At 69.4% G+C, this 20,177-nt stretch carries 18 protein-coding genes; 9 read left to right on the top strand and 9 right to left on the bottom strand.

Annotated elements, in window-relative coordinates; all coding sequences use genetic code 11:
• Positions 1–45: 45 nt before the first annotated feature.
• The 3 genes from KCG34_RS20185 to metZ all read right to left on the bottom strand — a co-directional run bounded on the left by KCG34_RS20185 (position 46) and on the right by metZ (position 3,334).
• Positions 46–1,581 carry a YifB family Mg chelatase-like AAA ATPase gene (locus KCG34_RS20185; protein ID WP_211937398.1) on the bottom strand — a complete coding sequence of 512 codons (1,536 nt, stop codon included), beginning with the start codon at positions 1,579–1,581 and terminating at the stop codon, positions 46–48.
• Between the two features lie 131 nt (positions 1,582–1,712).
• Positions 1,713–2,144: a Co2+/Mg2+ efflux facilitator ApaG/CorD gene (gene apaG / locus KCG34_RS20180; RefSeq protein WP_211937397.1), complete on the bottom strand. Its 432-nt coding sequence runs from the start codon at positions 2,142–2,144 to the stop codon at positions 1,713–1,715.
• Complete coding sequence (gene metZ, locus KCG34_RS20175) at positions 2,141–3,334, bottom strand: O-succinylhomoserine sulfhydrylase (RefSeq protein WP_211937396.1); 1,194 nt, start codon at positions 3,332–3,334, stop codon at positions 2,141–2,143. Before metZ ends, apaG begins: the two co-directional genes overlap by 4 nt.
• 125 nt (positions 3,335–3,459) lie before the next feature.
• Here metZ and KCG34_RS20170 point away from each other — a divergent pair, with 125 nt between their 5' ends.
• The gene (locus KCG34_RS20170; RefSeq protein ID WP_211937395.1) at positions 3,460–4,485 is read left to right on the top strand and encodes a 2'-deoxycytidine 5'-triphosphate deaminase; all 1,026 of its coding nucleotides are present in this window, start codon (positions 3,460–3,462) and stop codon (positions 4,483–4,485) included.
• Positions 4,486–5,065: 580 nt separating this feature from the next.
• Positions 5,066–5,800, top strand: a complete 735-nt coding sequence (locus KCG34_RS20165) for an AAA family ATPase (protein WP_211937394.1) — start codon at positions 5,066–5,068, stop codon at positions 5,798–5,800.
• A 34-nt stretch (positions 5,801–5,834) separates the two neighbouring features.
• Here the strand turns inward: KCG34_RS20165 and KCG34_RS20160 are convergent, their stop codons facing one another.
• Positions 5,835–6,245, bottom strand: a complete 411-nt coding sequence (locus KCG34_RS20160; RefSeq protein WP_211937393.1) for a MerR family transcriptional regulator — start codon at positions 6,243–6,245, stop codon at positions 5,835–5,837.
• A gap of 87 nt (positions 6,246–6,332) precedes the next feature.
• On the opposite strand from KCG34_RS20160, the gene KCG34_RS20155 reads away from it, so the two are divergent.
• From KCG34_RS20155 to KCG34_RS20140, 4 genes are all read left to right on the top strand, one after another.
• A complete protein-coding gene (locus KCG34_RS20155) occupies positions 6,333–7,601 on the top strand; it encodes an NADH:flavin oxidoreductase/NADH oxidase family protein (protein WP_211937392.1) in 1,269 nt (422 codons plus the stop codon).
• 97 nt (positions 7,602–7,698) lie between these two features.
• Positions 7,699–10,536, top strand: coding sequence for a M16 family metallopeptidase (locus tag KCG34_RS20150; RefSeq protein WP_211937391.1), 2,838 nt, complete (start codon positions 7,699–7,701; stop codon positions 10,534–10,536).
• 23 nt (positions 10,537–10,559) lie between these two features.
• Positions 10,560–12,626, top strand: a complete 2,067-nt coding sequence (locus KCG34_RS20145) for a tetratricopeptide repeat protein (RefSeq protein WP_211937390.1) — start codon at positions 10,560–10,562, stop codon at positions 12,624–12,626.
• Between the two features lie 56 nt (positions 12,627–12,682).
• On the top strand, positions 12,683–12,904 hold the full coding sequence (locus tag KCG34_RS20140) for a GDCCVxC domain-containing (seleno)protein (RefSeq protein ID WP_211937389.1): 222 nt from the start codon (positions 12,683–12,685) through the stop codon (positions 12,902–12,904).
• Positions 12,905–12,934: 30 nt separating this feature from the next.
• Here KCG34_RS20140 and KCG34_RS20135 read toward each other — a convergent pair whose 3' ends face one another.
• The 3 genes from KCG34_RS20135 to KCG34_RS20125 form a co-directional block, all read right to left on the bottom strand.
• Positions 12,935–13,462: an adenine phosphoribosyltransferase gene (locus KCG34_RS20135; RefSeq protein WP_211937388.1), complete on the bottom strand. Its 528-nt coding sequence runs from the start codon at positions 13,460–13,462 to the stop codon at positions 12,935–12,937.
• Positions 13,463–13,492: 30 nt separating this feature from the next.
• Positions 13,493–14,362, bottom strand: coding sequence for an S-methyl-5'-thioadenosine phosphorylase (locus KCG34_RS20130; protein ID WP_211937387.1), 870 nt, complete (start codon positions 14,360–14,362; stop codon positions 13,493–13,495).
• Between the two features lie 189 nt (positions 14,363–14,551).
• On the bottom strand, positions 14,552–15,517 hold the full coding sequence (locus tag KCG34_RS20125; RefSeq protein WP_211937386.1) for an isopenicillin N synthase family dioxygenase: 966 nt from the start codon (positions 15,515–15,517) through the stop codon (positions 14,552–14,554).
• A 127-nt stretch (positions 15,518–15,644) separates the two neighbouring features.
• Between KCG34_RS20125 and KCG34_RS20120 the strand changes: the two genes are divergently transcribed.
• On the top strand, positions 15,645–16,112 hold the full coding sequence (locus KCG34_RS20120) for a DUF427 domain-containing protein (RefSeq protein ID WP_211937385.1): 468 nt from the start codon (positions 15,645–15,647) through the stop codon (positions 16,110–16,112).
• Between the two features lie 4 nt (positions 16,113–16,116).
• Here the strand turns inward: KCG34_RS20120 and KCG34_RS20115 are convergent, their stop codons facing one another.
• Together KCG34_RS20115 and KCG34_RS20110 are read right to left on the bottom strand one after the other, a co-directional pair.
• A complete protein-coding gene (locus KCG34_RS20115) occupies positions 16,117–17,502 on the bottom strand; it encodes a glutamate--cysteine ligase (protein ID WP_211937384.1) in 1,386 nt (461 codons plus the stop codon).
• A gap of 87 nt (positions 17,503–17,589) precedes the next feature.
• Positions 17,590–18,354 (bottom strand): 16S rRNA (uracil(1498)-N(3))-methyltransferase, encoded by a 765-nt coding sequence (locus tag KCG34_RS20110; protein WP_211937383.1) that lies wholly within the window; start codon positions 18,352–18,354, stop codon positions 17,590–17,592.
• Between the two features lie 106 nt (positions 18,355–18,460).
• On the opposite strand from KCG34_RS20110, the gene KCG34_RS20105 reads away from it, so the two are divergent.
• Both KCG34_RS20105 and ppk2 read left to right on the top strand, forming a co-directional pair.
• Positions 18,461–19,321 (top strand): glycosyltransferase family 2 protein, encoded by an 861-nt coding sequence (locus KCG34_RS20105; RefSeq protein ID WP_211937382.1) that lies wholly within the window; start codon positions 18,461–18,463, stop codon positions 19,319–19,321.
• A gap of 88 nt (positions 19,322–19,409) precedes the next feature.
• Complete coding sequence (ppk2, locus tag KCG34_RS20100; RefSeq protein ID WP_211937381.1) at positions 19,410–20,171, top strand: polyphosphate kinase 2; 762 nt, start codon at positions 19,410–19,412, stop codon at positions 20,169–20,171.
• The last annotated feature ends 6 nt before the right edge of the window (positions 20,172–20,177 follow it).

Below are 20,177 nucleotides of genomic sequence, written 5' to 3'. Positions count from 1 at the left end.
GACGCCCCGCCGATATCGCCGCGCCGCCTGCCCCGCAAGCCCAGGCTAGCCGACAGCCATCGCCGCCGCCTCGCTGTTCACCCGCCGGTAGATCAGGGCCTCGGCGATATGGGCGCGCTTCACCGCCGGCGAGCCGTCCAGGTCGGCGATGGTGCGGGCCAGGCGCAGGGTCCGGGTCCAGCCCCGCGCGGTCAGGCCGGTGGCGTCGGCGGCCTTGGCCAGGAGGGCGCGGCCGGCCTCGTCGGGGCTGGCGATGCGCTCCAGATAGCCGCCTTCGGCCTGGGCGTTGAGGCGCGGTGCATTGGGTCCGTCCGCCTCCGCCCGCGCCGCCTGGGCGGCCCTGGCCTTGGCGACCCGCGCGGCGGCCTCGGCGGTGCCTTCCGCCGGCGGCGGCAGGGCGAGGTCTGTGGCGGTGACCGGCGGCACCTCGATCTGCAGGTCGATACGGTCCATCAGCGGCCCCGAGACCCGGCTCTGATAGGACTGGATGCAGCGCGGCGCCCGCCCGCAGGCCCCGCGGCCCAGCCCGCCGTGGCCGCAGCGGCAGGGGTTCATCGCCGCCACCAGCTGCACCCGCGCCGGATAGCGCACATGGGCGTTGGCCCGGGCGACCATCACCTCGCCCGTCTCGAGGGGCGCTCTCAGACTGTCCAAGGCTTGGGCGCTGAATTCGGGCAACTCATCTAAAAACAGGACTCCATGGTGCGCGAGCGAGACTTCCCCCGGCTTGGCGCGCAGGCCGCCGCCGGTCAGGGCGGCCATGGAGGCCGAGTGGTGGGGGCTGCGGAACGGCCGGGCGCGGGTCAGGGCGCCCCGGGCGATCAGCCCGGCCACCGAATGCACCATGGAGGTTTCCAAGAGCTCGGCCGGCGACAGGGGCGGCAAAAGCCCCGGCAGGCGCTGGGCCATCATCGACTTGCCCGAGCCCGGCGGGCCGACGAACAACAGGTTATGGCCCCCGGCGGCGGCGATCTCCAGCGCCCGCTTGGCGCCCTCTTGGCCCTTGACGTCGCGCAGGTCGGGGACACGCTCGCCCTCCAGCACCGGCCCGGGCTGGGGCGGGCTCATCACCTGGGTTCCGCGGAAATGATTGACCAGCGAGATCAGCGAGCGCGGCGCCAGCACCCGGCAGTCGCCGACCCAGGCCGCCTCCGGCCCGCAGGCCTCGGGGCAGATCAGGCCCAGGCCCTGGCTGGACGCCGCCACCGCCGCCGGCAGGGCCCCGGCCACCGGCGCGATCTGGCCGTCCAGGCCCAGCTCGCCCACCGCCGCCCACTCGGTCAGGCTGTCGGGCGGAATCACCCCCATGGCGGCCATGATGACCAGCGCGATCGGCAGGTCGTAGTGGCTTCCCTCCTTGGGCAGGTCGGCCGGCGCCAGATTGACCACGATGCGCCGCGACGGCAGGGCCAGGCCCATGCCGGCGAAGGCGGCGCGGACCCGCTCGCGGCTCTCGGCCACCGCCTTGTCGCCCAGCCCCACCACCACGAAGCAGACCTGGCCGCCGGTCAGCTGCACCTCGACATCGACCCGGCGCGCCTCGACGCCCTCGAACGCCACCGTTGCGACGCGCGCGACCATGCAAACTCCCCGCCCGACTTATCCACAAGACAAGCATGGCAAGCGGAGCAGATCAAGAACAAATATGGAACGATACAAGAAGCTGTTATAGATCAGTCGCTTGGCTGACACATACGTCAACATTACGACGATTAGTTGACCACCCTGCGAGCCTCGGGCAGATGCAACGAGAAGGCGGGTATTTCGACGTCAAACACCTCCCCGTCGTCAGTCAACATCTGGTAGGCGCCTCGCATTTCGCCGGAAGCGGTGGTGAGCGGACAGCCGGAGGTATAGCGAAACGCCTCCTGGGGTTTCAGCCGCGGCTGCTCGCCGATCACCCCCGGCCCGGCCACCTCCTCCGTCCGGTTGAGTGCGTCGGTGATCAGCCAGCGGCGGGAGATCAGCTGCACGGTTTCGGACCCGCGGTTCTCGATCTCGATGGTGTAGGCCCAGAACCAGCGGCCCTCCAGCGGGTCGGAATGGTTGCTCTGGTACTCGCTGACCACGCGCACGACGATGCCCCGCGTCACCGCCTCATAGACCGGCTGGTCCTTGGAGGTGCGGCGCGGGATCCGCCTCATGCGGCGTCCAGCGCGCGTTCGATGTCGCGGCCGAGGTCGGCGGCGCCTTCCAGTCCCACCGACAGCCGCACCCAGCCCGGGGTCAGGCCGATTTCCAGTCGCTGCTCCTCGGTCATGGAGCGGTGGGTGGTGGTGGTCGGGTGGGTGGCCATGGACTTGGAGTCGCCCAGATTATTGGAGATGTCCACGATCTGCAGCGCGTTGAGGAAGTTGAACGCCCGTTCCCGCGTCTCCAGGTCCAGGGCGATCAGGGTGCTGCCGGCGCTCATCTGGCGCCTGGCGATCTCGTATTGCGGATGGTCGGGGCGGCCGGGATAGCGCAGGGCCTTGACCTTGGGGTGAGCGGCCATGCGGTCGGCCAGCACCGCCGCGGTCTCGGTCTGGCGCCGCACCCGCAGGTCCAGGGTCTCCAGCCCCTTGAGCAGCACCCAGGCGTTGAACGGCGACAGCGCCGGGCCGGTGTGGCGGATGAAGTCGCGATAGGCCTCGTCCAACAGGGCGACATCGCCCAGCACCGCCCCGCCCAGCACCCGGCCCTGGCCGTCGATGTGCTTGGTGGCCGAATAGACCACGATGTCGGCGCCCAGCTTCAGCGGCTGCTGGTACAGCGGCGTGGCGAAGACGTTGTCCACCACCACCTTGGCCCCGATCTCCTTGGCCAGCTGACACACCGCGGCGATGTCGGTGATTTCCAAGAGCGGATTGGCCGGGCTCTCGATGAAGAACAGCTTGGTGTTGGGCCGCACGGCCGTGCGCCAGGCGGCGAAGTCGGCGCCGGGCACCAAGGTCGCCTCGATGCCGAACCGCGGCGCCCACTGGTTCATGATCCAGCGGCACGAGCCGAACATGGCCTGGCCGCCCACCACATGGTCGCCGGCGCGCAAAAGGCCGGTCAGGGCCAGGTGCACCGCCGCCATGCCCGAGGCGGTGGCGCGGCAACCCTCGGCGCCTTCCAGCAGGGCCAGCCGCTCCTCGAACATCTTCACGGTCGGGTTGGCGTAGCGGGAATAGACGAAGCCCGGCTCCTCGCCGGAAAACCGGCGGTCGGCGGCCTCGGCGCTGTCATAGACGAAGCTCTGGGTCAGGAAGAGGCCCTCGGCGGTCTCGCCGTATGGCGTGCGCGCCAGCCCGCCGCGGATCAGCTTGGTCGCGGCCTCCCAGGCTGCGGGGTTTTCGCGTTCGTCGGACATACCAAACATCCCTTCCAGAGCGGGCCGGCATCAAAGGCGCCGACCCCTGTCAGGTCAAGGCGCGATACCCGCAAAATGCGCAGCTGGCTGGACTCTTCAGTGCGCATTGGCGAAGCATCGCTGCGATGACTCGCCAGCCCGCGTTCCCCGCCCCCGGCATCCTGCCCTGCCAATCGATCGAGGCCCTGATCGCCGCCGGCGACATCAGCGCCGACAGCCCCTTCCTGCCCGACCAGGTGCAGCCGGCCAGCCTGGACCTGCGCTTGGGCGCCCGCGTCTGGCGCGTGCGCGCCTCCTTCCTGCCAGGGACGGGCCGCACGGTGAAAGAGCGCCTGGCCGCGGTGGCCATGCACCAGCTGGACCTGACGGGCGGCGTGGTGCTGGAGAAAGGCTGCGTCTACATCGCCGAGCTGCAGGAGCGCATGCGTCTGCCGGCCGGAATCTCGGCCCGGGCCAACCCCAAGAGCTCCACCGGGCGGGTCGACGTGTTCGTGCGCCTCCTGACCGACCACGGCGCCGCCTTCGACGACGTGGCCTCGGGCTATGACGGCCCGCTCTATGTCGAGATCGCGCCCCAGACCTTCTCGATCCTGGTCCGCGCCGGCACCCGGCTGAACCAGATGCGGCTCAAGGCCGGCGATCCGCCCCGGCTTTCGGTGCGCAGCGTCGGCGTCGACCTGACCGGCGCCCTGGCCGGCTTCCGCGCCCGCCGCCACGCCGGCGTCGTCGACCTGGATCACGAGGACGGCCACGACCCGCACGACTTCTGGGAGCCGCTCGAGCCCCGCCACGGCGAACTGCTGCTCGACCCCGGCGAGTTCTACATCCTGGCCTCGAAGGAGGCGGTGGAGATCCCCGTGCTGGAAGCCGCCGAGATGACCCCGATCGACCCGGCGGTGGGCGAGTTCCGCGTCCACTATGCCGGCTTCTTCGACCCCGGCTTCGGCACCGCCGAGGCCGGCGGCCTGGGCTCGAAAGGGGTGCTGGAAGTCCGCAGCCACGAGACCCCGTTCCTGCTGGAAGACGGCCAGACCGTCGCCCGCCTGGTCTACGAACCCCTGACCGAACGCCCCTCCAGGCTCTACGGCGAAGGCGGCTCGCACTACCAGCGCCAGGGGCTGAAGCTGTCGAAGCATTTCAGGCTGTGGTGAGGGCGGGTTCCGTACGGCGCTCGCCAGAGCGGAACCGGGCGGGGCCTGAACGGCGGTTTACCGCGCCGGGGTTGGCGGCTGACAACGACCCAACTCGGTCATTGCCCGCGAGCCGTCGCGGTAGACGTCGCATCACCATCCTGGTTAAGCTTACAAAGCATTTTTGGGGTGAGTCACTTGCGGACATTCATCAAGGTCACGGGACTATTTTTCATTGGACTGATCTTGGCAGGCATGTGCGCGCAAGTGATTTTCGCCCTGCTTGCCGGACGGCCATTCTATGGCGAGAACTACAAGGGCTTGCCGCTCGGAACCTACTCTACGCTGAGCGTGCTGGTCGTCGGTGCAGTGATAGGCCTGATCATGGGCGTTCGTTGGATCGGTCTCAGACTGAAGCGAGCTCTTGAGAGTCGGCGGGCATCGAGCCACCACCAGCATGACCGCTCATCTAGTTCCTGACCGCTCCCCACCCTTGGCGGTAGCGCCACGCGTCCGCTATTCGGCAAGGCCGGATCATGCCCGAGCCCCCGGCAATTGGCCGTCTGGCGCCAGCATGGGTCAACAAGCGGAGCTGTGAAACATGCGCGCCGTCGACGCCAGACACTACTGGATCTCGGCCCGCTTCGAGCGGCGCGAGGGCTGGGATGCCGAAGTCTATCCCTTCAACCTGCCGGCCGTGCGCTATCTTGAGGAGTTGGTGTTCCACCCCAAGGTCACTTTCCTGGTCGGCGAAAACGGCGCCGGCAAATCCACCCTGATCGAAGCCCTTGCTGTGGCGTGGGGCTTCAACGCCGAGGGCGGCAGCCAGAACTTCGGCTTCGCCACCCGCGCCTCCCATTCGGAGTTGCATCGCTTCGTGCGTCCGGTGCGCTCGGCCAGGCGAGCGAAGGACGGCTTTTTCCTGCGCGCAGAAAGCCTGTTCAACGTCGCCACCCAAGTGGAAAGCCTGGGCGTGAGCGGCTACGGCCCCCGCTCGCTGCATGAGCAGTCGCACGGCGAGTCCTTCCTGGCGCTGATGGATCACCGCTTCCGGGGCGACGGCCTCTACATCCTGGATGAACCCGAGGCCGCCCTGTCGCCGAACCGCCAGCTGAGTTTTCTGGTGCGGATGCACGAACTGATCGGCCAGCGCTCGCAGTTCATCATAGCGACTCACTCGCCGATCATCCTCGGCTACCCCGATGCCTGGATCTATCAAGCCTCGGCGGACGGACTGACGCGCATCGACTACGAGGACACCGACCATTTCCAGGTGGCCCGCAGTTTCCTGAACCATCGCCAGACCATGCTCGAGACCCTGCTCGCGGAAGACTGAAATCCGCCCGCGCCGGACTGCCTGGGGCAAGCCCCTACAGCGGCGGCAGCTCCAGCGGCCCGTGGATCCTGAAATCGACAGGCACGTGCTCATTGTGCGCTCCCCGCTCCTCGAGCAGCACGATCATCTGCCCCAGTCGGTCGCGTACGGCGATCGATTGGGCGATGTGGCGGTCCAGTTCGGCGAGCTTGAGCCGCAACTGGCCCACCATGTCGGCGCAACTGAGCTGGCTGGAGCGAGTCTCGCCCAGGGTCCGCTGGATCTCCTCCAGGGTGAAGCCGACCGACTGGGCCTGCAGGATGATCTGCAGGGCCGTCACCGCGTCCTCGCCATACTCGCGATAGCCGTTGGCCAGGCGGTCGGACTGCAGCACGCCGCGCGCCTCCAGGAAGCGGATCTTCGACGGGGCGACGCCGACGCGGCGGGCCAGATCGCCGATCTTCATGCTGGTTCTCCTTAAGGCTTGACCTTAAATCTAAGTTGAAGGTGTAGGCCTGTCCAGAACCTCACAACCTGGACCGCAAGCCTGACCATGTTCGACGCCCAGACCGCCTCGCCGATCTTCGAGCCCCTGACCCTGCCGAACGGCGCAGTGCTGCCCAACCGCCTGGCCAAGGCGGCCATGGAGGAGAACATGGCCGACGGCCAGCAGCTGCCGGGCGAGGCGCTACGGCGGCTCTATGCAGCCTGGTCCAAGGGCGGGGTCGGGCTGATCATTTCCGGCAACGTGATGATCGATCCCACCGCCCTGACCGGGCCGGGCGGGGTGGTGCTGGACGCCTCGCAACCCCTGGCGCCGTTCAAGGCCTGGGCCAGCGCGGCGCGCAGCGGCGGCGGCCATGCGTGGCTGCAGCTCAGCCATCCCGGCCGCCAGGTGATGAAGGCCATGGGCCAGGGGGCGGTGGCGCCCTCGGCGATCGGCGTCCAGATCGAGGGCGCCTCGCACCTCTTCCCGACGCCGCGCGCGCTGGAGCCGGCCGAGATCGCGGCGATCATCGAACGCTTCGCCACGGCCGCCGGCCTGGCCGAACAGGCCGGCTTCACCGGCGTCGAAATCCACGCCGCCCACGGCTATCTGATCAGCCAGTTCCTCTCCCCGCTCAGCAACCGGCGGACCGACGACTGGGGCGGCTCGCTGGAGAACCGCGCTCGGCTGCTGCTCGAGGTGGTCAAGGCGGTGCGGGCCCGCGTCTCCCCCGGCTTCTGCGTCGGGGTCAAGCTGAACTCGGCCGATTTCCAGAAGGGCGGCTTCGCCCTGGAAGACGCCGCCCAGGTGGTGCGCTGGCTGAACGACCTGCCGGTCGACCTGGTCGAGCTGTCCGGCGGCAGCTACGAGAGCCCGGCCATGACCGGCGCGCCCCAGGATGGCGCGATCAATCCACGCGAAGCCTATTTCATCGATTTCGCCCGCGAGATCGCCGAGGTCGCGACCATGTCGATCATGGTCACCGGCGGGGTGCGCCGCCGCGACATCGCCGAACAGGCGCTGCAGCCCAAGGACGGCCGGCCAGGCGTGGCGGTGGTCGGCGTCGCCGCGGCTCTCGCCTTCGACCCGGACCTGCCGATCAAGTGGCGCGACGGGCAGAAGCTCGAGGTCGCCATTCCGCCGGTCACCTGGAAAAAGAAGGCCTTCGCCAGCCTGGCCTCAATGGCCGTGGTCAAGGTGCAGCTGAATCGGATCAGCGAAGGCCGGCGGCCAAAACAGCGGGTCTCGCCGCTGTTCGCCCTCATCGGCAGCCAGCTCGCCACCGCCCGCCTCACCCGCCGCTACAAGGCCTGGATCGCCCGGCGCGAACCGTAAGCTTTGCGGCTCTAGCAAAACACGCGGACGCCAGGATAGATTGTCCCCCGGGCGTGGTTGGGGACTTTAAGTGATCAATAGCCGTCGGTGTTTGGGCGTGGCCGCAGCCGTGGCGCTGGCGGTGTGCGGGAGTGTGGGCTCAGCCTTGGCGGCGGCGCCCCGGCCGGCGGCCGAGGACCTGAACACCATCCACCCCGACCCGGCCGTGCGCCAGGGCGTGCTGGCCAACGGCCTGCGCTATCTGATCCTGCGCAACGCCACCCCGCCCGGCGCGGTCTCCCTGCGCCTGGCGATCGACGCGGGCGCCTATGACGAGACCGACGACCAGCTCGGCGCCGCCCATTTCGTCGAGCACCTGGCCTTCAGCGGCGGCGACAACGGCCATCTCGAGGGGCCCGAGCGCGCCTTCGCCCAGGCCGGCGTGTCGTTCGGGCGGGATCTGAACGCCGAGACCGGCCTGTTCTCCACCGTCTATCGCCTGGACCTGACCAAGGCCGACCCCGCCGTCCTGGCCCAGGCTTTCGGCTGGCTGCGGACCGTGGCGGATGGAACCCGCTTTACGCCCGCGGCGGTGGACCGCGAGCGGGGCATCGTCCTGGCCGAGCGCGAGGCCGAGCTCAGCCCCGCCTCCATCGCCCAACAAGAGCGCCAGGCCTTCATGGGCCCCGGCCTGCGCGTCACCCGCCCGGTCATTGGCACGCCCGCCAGCCTGGCCGCCCTGGACCCCGGCAAACTGCAGGCCTTCTACCGGACCTGGTATCGCCCCGACAACGCCGTGGTTGTGGCGGTCGGCGACGCCGACCCCGAACAGCTGCTCGCCCTGGTCCAGAAGACTTTCGGGGGCTGGACGGCGGCCGGACCGCCGCCGGTGCGCCCGGCGCCTGGAAAACTGGACCTGACCCGCGGCGAGCAGGCCCTGTCGCGCGCCGACATCCACATGGCGAGCCAGATCGGCGCCTGCAGCCTGCGCCCGGGCGCCGCGCCGGGGGCCGACGACGTCGCCAGGCTGCGCGAGCGGCTGCTGTCCGACCTCTGGATTCGCCTGGTCGACAAGCGGCTCGGCGAACTGACCCGCAATGGCCATCCGCCCTACCTCAAGGCCGCGGTCGGGCGCGAAACCGACCTGCGCGAGGCCGAGGTCACCTGCCTGAACGTCATGCTGCTCGACGAACGCTGGCGCCCGGCCCTGGAAGCGGCCCAGGGCGAGCTGTCCCGCTTCCGGGCGCACGGCCCCTCGCAGGACGACCTCGACGAGGCGATCGACAACATGCGGGCCAAGCTCAGGGGGGCCCGAGATCAGGGGGCGACCCGCGACACGTCCGACCTGGCCGGCAGGATGACCGCCCGGGCCCTGAAGCACGATGTGGTCACCACACCGAACGAGGATTTCTGGGCCTTCGACGCCGCGGTCGAAACCATCACCCCCGACGACGTCCGCAAGGCCTTCGCCCGCGACTGGTCCGGCGCCGGGCCGTTCCTAATCGTCGAAGCGCCCCAGCCGCCCCCCGCGACCGAACTCACGGCCGCCTGGGACGCCGGGGCCAAGGCCGCGCCGCCCCCCGCCGCGCCGGCCGAGACCCGCAAGGCCTGGGCCTATGAGGATTTCGGCAAGGCGGGCCGCATCGTCTCGCGTGCGGCGCAGACCGGGCCGGACTTCGTACGCATCCGCTACGCCAATGGCGTGGTGCTGAATTTCAAGAAGACCGATTTTGCCAAGGACGACGTCCAGGTCCGCGTGCGCGTCGGCGCCGGGCGCCAGGAAATCCCCGATGCGGACTTCTTCGCCGCGAACTTCGGCGCCGGCCTGCTGGCCGCCGGCGGCCTCGGGCGCCACGACTTCGGCGACCTGCAGCGGCTGTTCGCCAACACCGGCTGGGAGGCCAAGCTTGCGGTCGGCACGGACGCCTTCGTGCTGCACGGCCAGACCAACGACTGGTCGCTGCGCTCCGAACTGCAGGTGCTGGCCGCCTTCCTCAGCGACCCGGGCTTTCGCCCTGAGGTGGACGCGCGCATCCCGACCGCCGTCGAGACCGTCTATCGCCAGTACCGCGCCCAGCCGGCCATGGCCCTGAATTTCGCCCTGATGGACGCCCTGGCGCCCGGCTCCCCGGCGACCCTGCCGCCCCAGGCCAGGACCGCCGCCCTGCGCATGGCCGATTTCCAGCGGCTGCTGAAGCCGGCCCTGACCGAGGCCCCGATCGAGGTGACCATCGTCGGCGACATCGGCGAAGGGACCGCAAGCGAGTTCGTCGGCGAGACCCTAGGCGCCCTGCCGCCGCGCAAGGACACGCCGCGCACCCAGGCCTCGACCTGGTTCATGCGCTTCCCCGACCAGCCGCCGGCCCTGATCCGCGCCACCCATGAGGGCCCGGCCGACAAGGCCATGGTCGGCCTGGTCTGGCCGCTCTATGTGGCGACGCCGGAGCGACGGCGCGAAGAGATCACCCTGGGCCTGCTGGCCAAGGTGTTCGACGACGACCTGCGCCACCGGGTGCGCCAGGAACTGGCCCAGACCTACAGCCCTCACGTTGGGACCAGCCTGCCCGACCACGCCGACCAGGGCCTGCTGATGGCCGCCGTGGAAGCCTCGCCCCAGAGCATCGAGGCCATGCGCGCGGAAACGGCGGCGATCGCGGAGCGCCTGGCCAAGGGGCAGATCACCGAGGAGGAGCTGGAAGCTGCGCGCAAGCCGTTGCAGGCCGAATACGCCGCCCGGATGACGCGCAACGCCTGGTGGGTCGGCGTGCTCGACGGATCCGCACGCACGCCGGAAGGCCTGGACGAGATGCGGGTCGAGCCGGGCCTGCTGGCCTCGGTCACCTTGGCCGAGGTGCGCGAAGCCGCGGCCCGGTGGCTCGGCAAGCCGCCCATCGCCGTCGTGGTCCTGCCCGAGGCCGCCGCCAGGCCGGCGAGCGCGGCCACGGCCGCGCGGTGACCCCCATGTTCCGGAGCCTTCCCTTGCCTCTGCGCGTTCGCCCGTCTCACCTGGCCCTGTTCGCCGCCCTGACGCTCGGCGCCCCGCCGGTCCTGGCCCTGGCCCCCGCCGGCCGGGTCGAGTCGACCGGCGCGCCGGGCGCCTGCCCGGACGAGCGCGCGATTCCCGACGATTCCGAAAAGGCCATGACGGCCTGCACTCATGTCATCGACAGCCACCCGTCGGACGCGAAGGCCCTGGCCCGGGCCTATGTGGCGCGCGCCAGGGCCGAGGCCCAGGAAAGCAAGAACGACGAGGCCTTCAAGGACGCCGATGCGGCGCTCGCCGCCGACCCGGCCGATATCGAGGCGCTGATCGTCCGCGGCGACGCCCGCGACGCCCAGGGCCATCACGACGAAGCGCTCGCCGACTATGACGCGGCGCTCAAGCTCAACCCCGCCAGCGGCGAGGCGCTGATCGAGCGCGGCGGGACCTGGTACTACTACAAGCACGACACCGCCAAGGCCCGGGCCGACTACGACGCCGGCATCCGCGCCGCGCCCGACGACAGCACCGGCTATTTCCAGCGCGCGCGGCTGGAGCAGGATCAGGGCGAGTATCCGGCGGCGCTGAAGGATCTCGACGCGGCCGCCGCCGGCAAGGGCGCCGACCTGGTGAATGTCGAGCAACAGCGCGGCCTGGTCTATGAATCCATGGACAAGCCGGACGAGGCGATCCGGATCTACAGCCGCATCATCGACGCCCACCCCGACTCCGCCCTGACCCGCAGCTATCGCGCACTGCTGCGCCTGCAGAAGGGCGACAAGAAGGGCGCGGTCGAGGATTGCGACGAGGCGATCAAGACCAATCCCGACCTGGCCTACGCTTACTCCGTGCGAGGCCGGGCGCTTCGCGATCTCGGCGAAAAGGACAGGGCGCTCGGTGACTTCGACACGGCCCTGCGCCTGGAGCCCGACAATGCCGACACCCGGATCTTCCGCGGCGGGGTCGAGCTGGACCTGGACAAGGCCGAAGCCGCACTGAAGGACTATGCCGAGGCCGTGCGGCTGGAACCCAAGAGCAGCGCCGCCCTCTATGACCGCGGCCTGGCCTACGCCCAGCTGGGCAAGCACGAGGAAGCCATCAAGGACTTCGTCGCCTCCGCAGCGCTCGACCCCAAGGACGCCGACGCGCCGTTCAAGGCCGGCTACGAGTCCAGCCAGGCCGGCCGCCCCGACGACGCCCTGCGCTATTACGACATGGCCCTGGCGCGAAAGCCGGACGACCTCGACTCGATGGAGAACAAGGCCGGCATCTATGTCGCGCGCAAGGACTGGGCGAACGCGGCCAAGATCTACGACGCGGCCCTGGTTCTCCATCCCAAGGACGCCGAGTTGCACGACGACCGCGGCGAAGTCTGGGACGGCGTCGGGGACCACAGGAAGGCGCGCGAGGAATACGACCGGGCCATCCGGTTGGATCCCAAGGCCAGCGACGCCCTCACCGACCGCGGCGACCTGGAGCTGGCCGATGGCGAATTCGCCGACGCCCAGGCCGACTATGGCCGGGCCTTGGCCGTCGCCCCGACCAACACCTACATCCTGCGCCAGAGCGGCGAGGCCTACCGCCAGAGCGGCGACCTGGCCCGCGCCGCCGAACGCTTTGACGCCGGGCTGAAGCTGAAGCCGACCGATGTGGACCTGCTGATCGACCGCGGTCTGGTCTACTGGCGCCAGAAGGACAATGACGCGGCCCTCGCCAGCTACACCGCGGCCCTGAAGCAGGACCCCGGCAACACGGCCGCGCTCTACGACCGCGCTCTGATCTATGACAGCCAGGGCCGCTACGACCGCGCGGTGCGCGATCTGGACCAGGCGATCAAGGCCGACCCCAGCGACCCGGAGCTGGTCGAGGAGCGCGGCGAGGTCTATGCCGACCTTGACGACTACCAGCGGGCGGTGCGCGACATCGACCTCGCCCTGGCCATCAAGCCGGACTACGTCAACGCGCTCGACCAGCGCGCCGCAGCCAAACGCAGGCTGGGCGACGAAGCCGGCGCGACCGCCGACGAGGCTGCGGCCAAGCGGCTGAGGGCGGCAGGCAAGGGGTGAGGCGGGCTGTGACCCGCCTCCCATTTCGGCGAAGCGGACAGGTATAGTCCCCGCTCATGGAAACCGTCGAGCTCAGATCCACCCTGACCTGCCCCGCCTGCGGCGCGCGGACCACCGAGACCATGCCGACCGACGCCTGCCAGTACTTCTACGACTGCCCGGCCTGCGCCGCCGTGCTCAAGCCCAAGCCGGGGGATTGCTGCGTGTTCTGCTCCTATGGCGATATCCCCTGCCCGCCGGTGCAGAGCGGCGGAAGAGGGTGCGGTGGAGAGGAGTGACGCGCTGACTGGTCAGGGCCGCCCCTCCCCTCAGTGCCCCGGGAACCCCACCAGCGTTTGCAGCGGCACGCCCACCGCCCGCAGCCTGTCCGCCCCGCCCAGGTCCGGCAGGTCGATGACGAAGGCGGCGCCGACGACATCCGCGCCGGCCTGGCGCAGGAGCTGGACGGCGGCGACCGCGGTGCCGCCGGTGGCGATCAGGTCGTCGACCAGCAGCACGGTCTCGCCGGCCGCGACCCCGTCGACATGCATCTCGATGGTGTCGACGCCGTATTCCAGGGCGTATTCCACGCCGACGGTGGTGTGCGGCAGCTTGCCCTTCTTGCGGATCGGCACGAAGCCGGCCGAAAGCTGGTGCGCCACGGCGCCGCCCAGGATGAAGCCGCGGGCCTCGATCCCCGCCACCTTGTCGATCTTCCGGCCGGCGAACGGCTGCACCAGCTCGTCCACCGTGCGGCGGAAGGCGCGCGCGTTACCCAAAAGCGTGGTGATGTCGCGGAACAGGATCCCGGGCTTGGGATAGTCCGGAATGGTTCGAATGGCGTCCGCCAGGTTCATCGGCGCAGGTCTTCCTTCAAACTCGATGCGTCAGAGCGCCAGCGCGCGGCCGGCGACGGCTTTCAGCTTCTCCACCATGGCCGGGTCGCGCGCGGCGGGGCCGGTGATGATGGCGTCGTTCAGGGTGGTGTCGATCGGCGAGGCGGCGCGCGAGCCTTGCAGCTTGGCCGACAGGCGCACCACCAGATCGCGCGCCTTGGCCGCATTGTCCATCAGGCAGGCGACGATCTGGGCGACTTCGACATGGGCGATGTCCTCGTGCCAGCAGTCGTAGTCGGTGACCATGGCGACCGAGGCGTAGGGCAGCTCGGCTTCGCGGGCCAGCTTGGCCTCGGGCATGTTGGTCATGCCGATCACCGAGCAGCCCCAGCTGCGATAGAGCTCGCTCTCGGCCCGGGTGGAGAACTGCGGGCCTTCCATGGCCAGGTAGGTCCCGCCCTCCACCACGCTGGCGCCGGCCTCGCGGGCGGCCTCGGCGGCCAGGGCCGACAGACGCGGGCAGGTCGGATGGGCCATGGAGACGTGGGCCACCAGGCCGGGGCCAAAGAAGCTCTTTTCGCGCGCGAAGGTGCGGTCGATGAACTGGTCGACCACGCAGAAGGTGCCGGGCGGCAGCTCTTCCTTCAGCGACCCCACCGCCGACAGCGACAGCACATCAGTGCAGCCCAGCTGCTTCAGCGCCGCGATATTGGCGCGGGCGTTGACGTCGGTGGGCGACAGCTTGTGGCCCCGGCCGTGGCGCGGCAGGAAGCATAGCGTGAGCTCGCCCAGGGTCCCGGTCAGGATCTCGTCCGAAGGCGGGCCCCAGGGCGTGTCCTGAGCCACCCAGCGCGCGTCCTTCAGGCCCGGAATGTCATAGAGGCCCGACCCGCCGACCACGCCCAAGACCCACTCGCCCACGAAAGACTCCTTCGCTCCGTCAAACGGGCCTTCCTAGCGGCGATGAACGCCGAGGCAAAGGCCCTTGCGTGGTTCGAGACGCCCGCCCAGGCGGGCTCCTCACCCTGACTAGGATAGTGAAGCTCTAACAGACCTCGTCATGGTGAGGAGCGAACCGTCAGGGTCGCGTCTCGAACCACGCACGACATCTCACCCCAGCTTGATCTCGCGCAGCCGCTCCAGGAGGTAGTCCCGGGCGGTGATCGGCTCGGGGAAGCGGTTCGGCCGCTCCGGCGTCACGCACGACGGCAGGGTCTTGATCAGATAGTCCGGCGCGAAATGCAGGAAGAACGGCGTCGAATAGCGCGAGAAGCCGCGCCGCTCCGGCGCCGGATTGACCACCCGGTGCGAGGTCGAGGGCAGGACGCCGTTGGTCAGGCGCTGCAGCATGTCGCCGATATTGACCACCAGCGAGCCCGGCGGCGGGTTGATCGGCAGCCAGCGGCCGTCGCGGTCCAGCACCTCCAGCCCCGCCTCTTCTGCGCCCAGGAGCAGGGTGATGGTATTGATGTCCTCGTGCGCCCCGGCCCGCACGCCGCCGGCGTCCACCGGGATCGGCGGGTAGTGCAACAGGCGCAGGATGCTGTCGCCGTCCTTGACCGTAGCGGCGAAGAAGTCGTCGGGGAGGCCCAGGTGGCGAGCGATGGCCTTGAGCAGGCGCAGGCCCAGGGCCTCGAGCGAATCATAGAGGGCGGTCAGGTCGGCGCGGAAGTCGGGGATCTCGGCCGGCCACAGGTTCTCGCCGAAGATGGCCCGATAGGGATGGCCGGCCGGCAGCTCGCGCCCGACGTGCCAGAACTCCTTCAGGTCATAGTGGTCGGCGCCCTTGGCGGTCTCTATGCCGAAGGGGGTGTAGCCGCGCTGGCCATGGCCGCCGGGGACCACATAGGCGCGCTTCTTCGCGTCCGGCAGGGCGAACAGCGCCTTGGCGCTGGCGTTGGCCTTTTCGACGGTCTCGGCCGGGATGTCGCAATCGGCGACCACAGCGAAGCCGTAGCGTTCGAACGAGGCGCCCAGCTCGGCGGAAAAGCCGGCGAAATCGGCGCCATAGCGGGTCAGCGAAACGGGAATGATGGACAAGGCGGACCTGACGGGCTGGCGAAAGGCGCGCTGCATAGCGCATCCGAGGTCTGACCTGAAGGCCGCGCGCGCACAAGCCCTGCTCTGGATTGATCGCCGGAACCATCGGCGCATACTGCCCGTAGGGAAGGGCAGCCGCTGCAAGGCCCAAGGAGGCGCGCCGATGAACACCCCCGCGAGCGAGCACACCATCAACCTGGCGCGCAATCCGTGCCGCATCCAGGTCCTGTTCCACGGCCACGTGATCGCCGACACCACCTCGGCGGTGATCCTGAAGGAGGCCGGCTACAAGGCGGTCTGCTATTTCCCGCGCGAGGACGTGGCGATGGAGTACCTGCGCGCCTCGGCGCACAAGACCCGCTGCCCGTACAAGGGCGAAGCCTCCTATTTCACCCTGGCCCGCGACGGCGACATCGCCGAGAACGCGGTCTGGACGTACGAGGACCCGCTTCCGGCCATGGAGGGCATCCGGGGCCTGGTGGCCTTCTACCCCAACCAGGTCGAGATCCACAGGGTCGACGAGGACGACACCCGCCACGACATCGCCGACATCATCCTGCACACCGATTCCGGCTCAGGCCGCAGCCAGCAGGAGCACTGGCCGGCCAATGTGACCGCGCCGCTGAACTGAGGTCTCAGTAAGCCGCCGCCTCGTAGATCGGCTCGATCCGCCCCTGCCACGGGCCATTGTAGAGCTCCAGCCAGCGGTCGGCGGGGGTCAGGCCACTGTCGGCTATGTCTTCCAGCTCGGCCAGGTAGCCGGTCTCGTCGGTGAAGGCGGCGCTGAGCTTGTTGCGGCGCTTCAGCCCTTCATGGGCGATGGCCAGCATGTCCTTGGCGATGTCGCGCACGGTGCGGCCGGCCACGGTGGCCTTTAGGCCCAGGCGGGCGGCGTCGAGGCGCAGGCGCTCGTGGTCCTCGATTTCCCAGTGCTTGCAGAGGTCCCAGGCCGCGGCCAGGGCGGCCTTGTCGTAGAGCAGGCCGATCCACAGGGCCGCCAGGCCGCAGAGCCGTCCGGGCGGGGCGCTGTCGGCGCCGCGCATCTCCAGATAGGTCTTCAAGCGAACCTCCGGGAACAGGGTCGTCAGATGGTCGGACCAGTCCTTGATCGTCGGGGTCTCGCCAGGCAGGGCCGGAAGCTTGCCGGCCATGAAATCGCGGAACGACTGGCCCGAGGCGTCGATGTAGCGGCCGTTGCGCTTGACGAAATACATCGGCACGTCGAGCGCGTAGGCCGCATAGGTCTCGAAGCCGAAGCCGTCCTTGAACACGAAATCCAGCATGCCGGTGCGGTCGGGATCGGTGTCGGTCCAGACCCGCGCGCGGCTGGACAAAAAGCCCGTGGGCTTGCCCTCGACGAAGGGCGAATTGGCGTAGAGGGCGGTGACGATCGGCTGCAGCGCCAGGCTCAGGCGGAACTTGGCCACCATGTCGGCTTCGGACGAGAAGTCGAGGTTGGCCTGCACGGTGCAGGTGCGGAACATCATGTCCAGGCCCATGCCGCCGACCTTGGGCATGTAGGCGCGCATGATGGCGTAGCGGCCCTTGGGCATCACCGGAACATCGGCCCGCGACCAGTCGGGGGTGTGGCCCAGGGACAGGAAGTCGAGCCCCAGCTCGCGGCCGACGGTCTTGGCCTCTTCGATGTGCTGGCCGATCTCCTCGCAGATCTCGTGCACGCTCTCCAGCGGCGCGCCGGAAAGCTCGAACTGTCCGCCGGGCTCCAGGCTGATATTGCCGCCGCCGCGCTCGAGCCCGATCAGGGTGTGGCCGAACTGATTGTCCTCATAGACCCCGGTCCAACCGAATCGTTCGAGCCCGGTCATGAGCGCATGGATGCCGCCGCGCCCCTGGTCGTCGAGATCGTAAGGGACGGGCCGGCGCCCATCGGTGCGGAAGACGAATTTCTCGTGTTCGGAGCCGACGCGGTGCCGGCTCTCGGGCTTGCTGCCGCTGGCCAGGTGCTCGGCCATGGCCTGCAAGGTGAGCGGCGGCCCGTTCTTCTGCGCGACTTCGACCATATACCCCCCGATGACACCGCGGGGGAGCATCCCCGGTCTGGCGCGAGTTTCTAGGCGTTCTCGATTTGGGCGCCAAGGCGCCCTTACTCAAGGGGCCTCCCGCCAATCGCCCCTGGCGGCCTGCCAGAGGGTCAGGGCCGAGATAGCCGCCGTGTCGGCGCGAAGGATCCGCGGGCCGAGGGTGACCGGGGCGACAAAGGGCGCAGCGCGCAGGGCGGCGCGCTCCTCCGGCGCGAACCCGCCCTCGGGGCCGATGAGAATAGCCCACGAAGAGCCCTCCCCTTCGGCCAATACCTCCAGCGCCGGACGCGCGCGGCCGGCCTCTCCGCCCCACTCGGCTTCGGGATCGTCCCCGGCCTCGTCGCAGAACATCAGCCGCCGCGCAGGGTCCCAAGACGCCAGCATCCGATCCAGCTTTTCCGGCGCCACGATTTCGGGGACATCGAGCCGCCCGGTCTGCTCCGCCGCCTCGGTGGCGATGGCGGCAAGGCGCGCGACATTGGTGTGGTCGGCCTGGGTGCGGCGGGTGATCACCAGGCGCACGCGCCGGGCGCCCAGCTCGGCCGCCTTCTCGACGATGGTCTCCAGCCGCGCTCGCTTGACCAGGGCGACGACCAGGTCGAGGTCCGGCGGCGCGGCCTGCTCGCGGGTGCGCTGCTCCAGCCTCAGGCGGCAAGCCTTCTTCGACGCCTCGACCACGATCCCGCGCCATTCCCCGTCGTGGCCGTTGAACAGCAGGGCCGCATCGCCTACCGCCTGGCGCATCACCAGGGTCATGTAGCGCGCCTGGTCGGAGCCCAGCGCGATCTCGGCGCCGGCTTTCAGGTCGTTGGGGACGAAAAGTCGGATCATGGCCTGTGATAGCCGAGCGCGCGCCCTGGCGGGAGGCGCCATTGACCGGCCCCGGCGGCGCGGCCTAGAGCGGAGGCCTCGGCGTGGACGCTGGAGGGCGAGCATCTTGGCGGCGATCACCGTCGGCGTTCCGGTCTATAACGGCGCCGCCCACCTGGCCGAATGCCTGGACTGCCTGTTGGGCCAGACCTTCAAGGACCTGAAGATCCTGGTCTTTGACAACGCCTCGACCGACGAGACGCCGCAGATCGCCGCCGACTACGCCGCGCGCGACCCGCGGGTGCGCTATCATCGTCAACCGCATAACAAGGGCGCGCTGCTCAATTTCAGCGACTTGGCGCGGGCGGCGACCAGCCCCTATTTCCTCTGGCGCGCCGCCGACGACCGCTCCGACGCCAACTATATCGAGGTCCTGCACGCCCTGCTGCAGGCCCATCCGGACAAACAGCTCGCGGTCGGCCGCGTAACCGAAACCTTCCAGGGCCAGGTGGTCAAAGCGCGCGATGTCGCGCCCCGGCTCGATCGGCTGGGCTTGATGTTCGGCGCCCACGCCACCGCCATCTACGGCCTGTTCCGCACGCCGGCGATCGCTGAGGTGATGACGCTGATGGGCGACCGCTATGGATCGGTCCCGTGGGGCTGGGACTTCGTGGCCCTATTGCCCTTCTTCCTCGACGAGAGCGTGGCGGCGAGTGATCAGGTCAGCATCGAGTTCGGGGTGCGCGGCGCGCCCCGCGCGCCAGGCGCCCCCAGGCCGCCGCGTAAGGAGGCGGATTTCGACGTCATGCTCGGGGTGCGGGCGCGGTTCCTGGCCCTGGTGCGCGACATCAATCGTCGCCGCAACCCGCCTGGGCCGCGCCGCTGGGCGGGCGAGATTCTGGTCTGGGCCTACGCCAACCAGCGAGTCTACAAGGTCAAGCGCATCGTGCGCAGGACCCTGACGCGCTGGCTCACCGGGACGGCCTGAAACCTATCCTGCGGCAGGCTCGTTGACGGTCGGTCCGCCGGGCGCTGCGCCTGTCGAATGGTTCCAAATCGCCTGTTCGGAGTCCGGAATGAAGGATCGCCAGCACTACAAGCAGGCCTTGGCCGAACTGCAGGTCGAGCTTGTCCGCTACCAGCAATGGGCCATGGCCGAGGGCGAGAAGGTGGTGGTCGTGTTCGAGGGGCGCGACGGCGCCGGCAAGGACGGGACCATCAAGCGCATCACCGAGCACCTGGCGCCGCGGAACACGCGGGTCGCCGCCTTGCCCAAGCCCTCGGACCGCCAGAGCACCGAGTGGTTCTTCCAGCGCTATGTGCGCCACCTGCCCGCGGCCGGCGAGATCGTGATCTTCAACCGCTCCTGGTACAACCGGGCCGGGGTCGACCGGGTGATGGACTTCGCCACCGCCCGCCAGCAGGAGGATTTCCTTCACGATGCGCCCACCTTCGAGCGCATGCTGTGCGAGGCCAATATCCGCATCGTCAAGTTCTGGCTCGACATCTCCAAGGACGAGCAGGAGCGGCGGCTGGAGGCGCGGCGCAACGATCCCCTGAAGGCGCTGAAGGTGAGCGCGCTCGACGGCGTGGCGCAGAAGAAGTGGAAGGCCTACTCCCAGGCCCGCAACGAGATGCTGATCCGCACCCACTCGGCCCACGCCCCCTGGACCTGCGTGCACACCGACAAGAAGAAGAAGGCCCGCCTGGCGGTGATCCGCCACCTCTTGCACGCCCTGGCCCCCGCCGACATCTACGAGAAGGTCGACCCGCCCGACCCGAAGGTGCTGTTCACCTTCGAGGCCGACGCCATCAATGATGGGCGACTGGAACCTTGAAGCAGT

The organism is Phenylobacterium montanum, from assembly GCF_018135625.1.
Taxonomy (GTDB): Bacteria; Pseudomonadota; Alphaproteobacteria; order Caulobacterales; family Caulobacteraceae; genus Poindextera; species Poindextera montana.
The sequence above is the reverse complement of the archived record's forward strand: the minus strand, read 5'-3'. Positions and strand labels throughout refer to the sequence as shown.

Coding starts and splice junctions, on each gene's coding strand:
- KCG34_RS20165 (WP_211937394.1), top strand. CDS start 5,066: ATGCGCGCCGTCGACGCCAGACACTACTGGATCTCGGCCCGCTTCGAG.
- KCG34_RS20140 (WP_211937389.1), top strand. CDS start 12,683: ATGGAAACCGTCGAGCTCAGATCCACCCTGACCTGCCCCGCCTGCGGC.
- KCG34_RS20160 (WP_211937393.1), bottom strand. CDS start 6,245: ATGAAGATCGGCGATCTGGCCCGCCGCGTCGGCGTCGCCCCGTCGAAG.
- KCG34_RS20170 (WP_211937395.1), top strand. CDS start 3,460: ATGACTCGCCAGCCCGCGTTCCCCGCCCCCGGCATCCTGCCCTGCCAA.
- KCG34_RS20120 (WP_211937385.1), top strand. CDS start 15,645: ATGAACACCCCCGCGAGCGAGCACACCATCAACCTGGCGCGCAATCCG.
- ppk2 (WP_211937381.1), top strand. CDS start 19,410: ATGAAGGATCGCCAGCACTACAAGCAGGCCTTGGCCGAACTGCAGGTC.
- KCG34_RS20115 (WP_211937384.1), bottom strand. CDS start 17,502: ATGGTCGAAGTCGCGCAGAAGAACGGGCCGCCGCTCACCTTGCAGGCC.
- KCG34_RS20155 (WP_211937392.1), top strand. CDS start 6,333: ATGTTCGACGCCCAGACCGCCTCGCCGATCTTCGAGCCCCTGACCCTG.
- KCG34_RS20110 (WP_211937383.1), bottom strand. CDS start 18,354: ATGATCCGACTTTTCGTCCCCAACGACCTGAAAGCCGGCGCCGAGATC.
- KCG34_RS20125 (WP_211937386.1), bottom strand. CDS start 15,517: ATGCAGCGCGCCTTTCGCCAGCCCGTCAGGTCCGCCTTGTCCATCATT.
- metZ (WP_211937396.1), bottom strand. CDS start 3,334: ATGTCCGACGAACGCGAAAACCCCGCAGCCTGGGAGGCCGCGACCAAG.
- KCG34_RS20185 (WP_211937398.1), bottom strand. CDS start 1,581: ATGGTCGCGCGCGTCGCAACGGTGGCGTTCGAGGGCGTCGAGGCGCGC.
- KCG34_RS20135 (WP_211937388.1), bottom strand. CDS start 13,462: ATGAACCTGGCGGACGCCATTCGAACCATTCCGGACTATCCCAAGCCC.
- apaG (WP_211937397.1), bottom strand. CDS start 2,144: ATGAGGCGGATCCCGCGCCGCACCTCCAAGGACCAGCCGGTCTATGAG.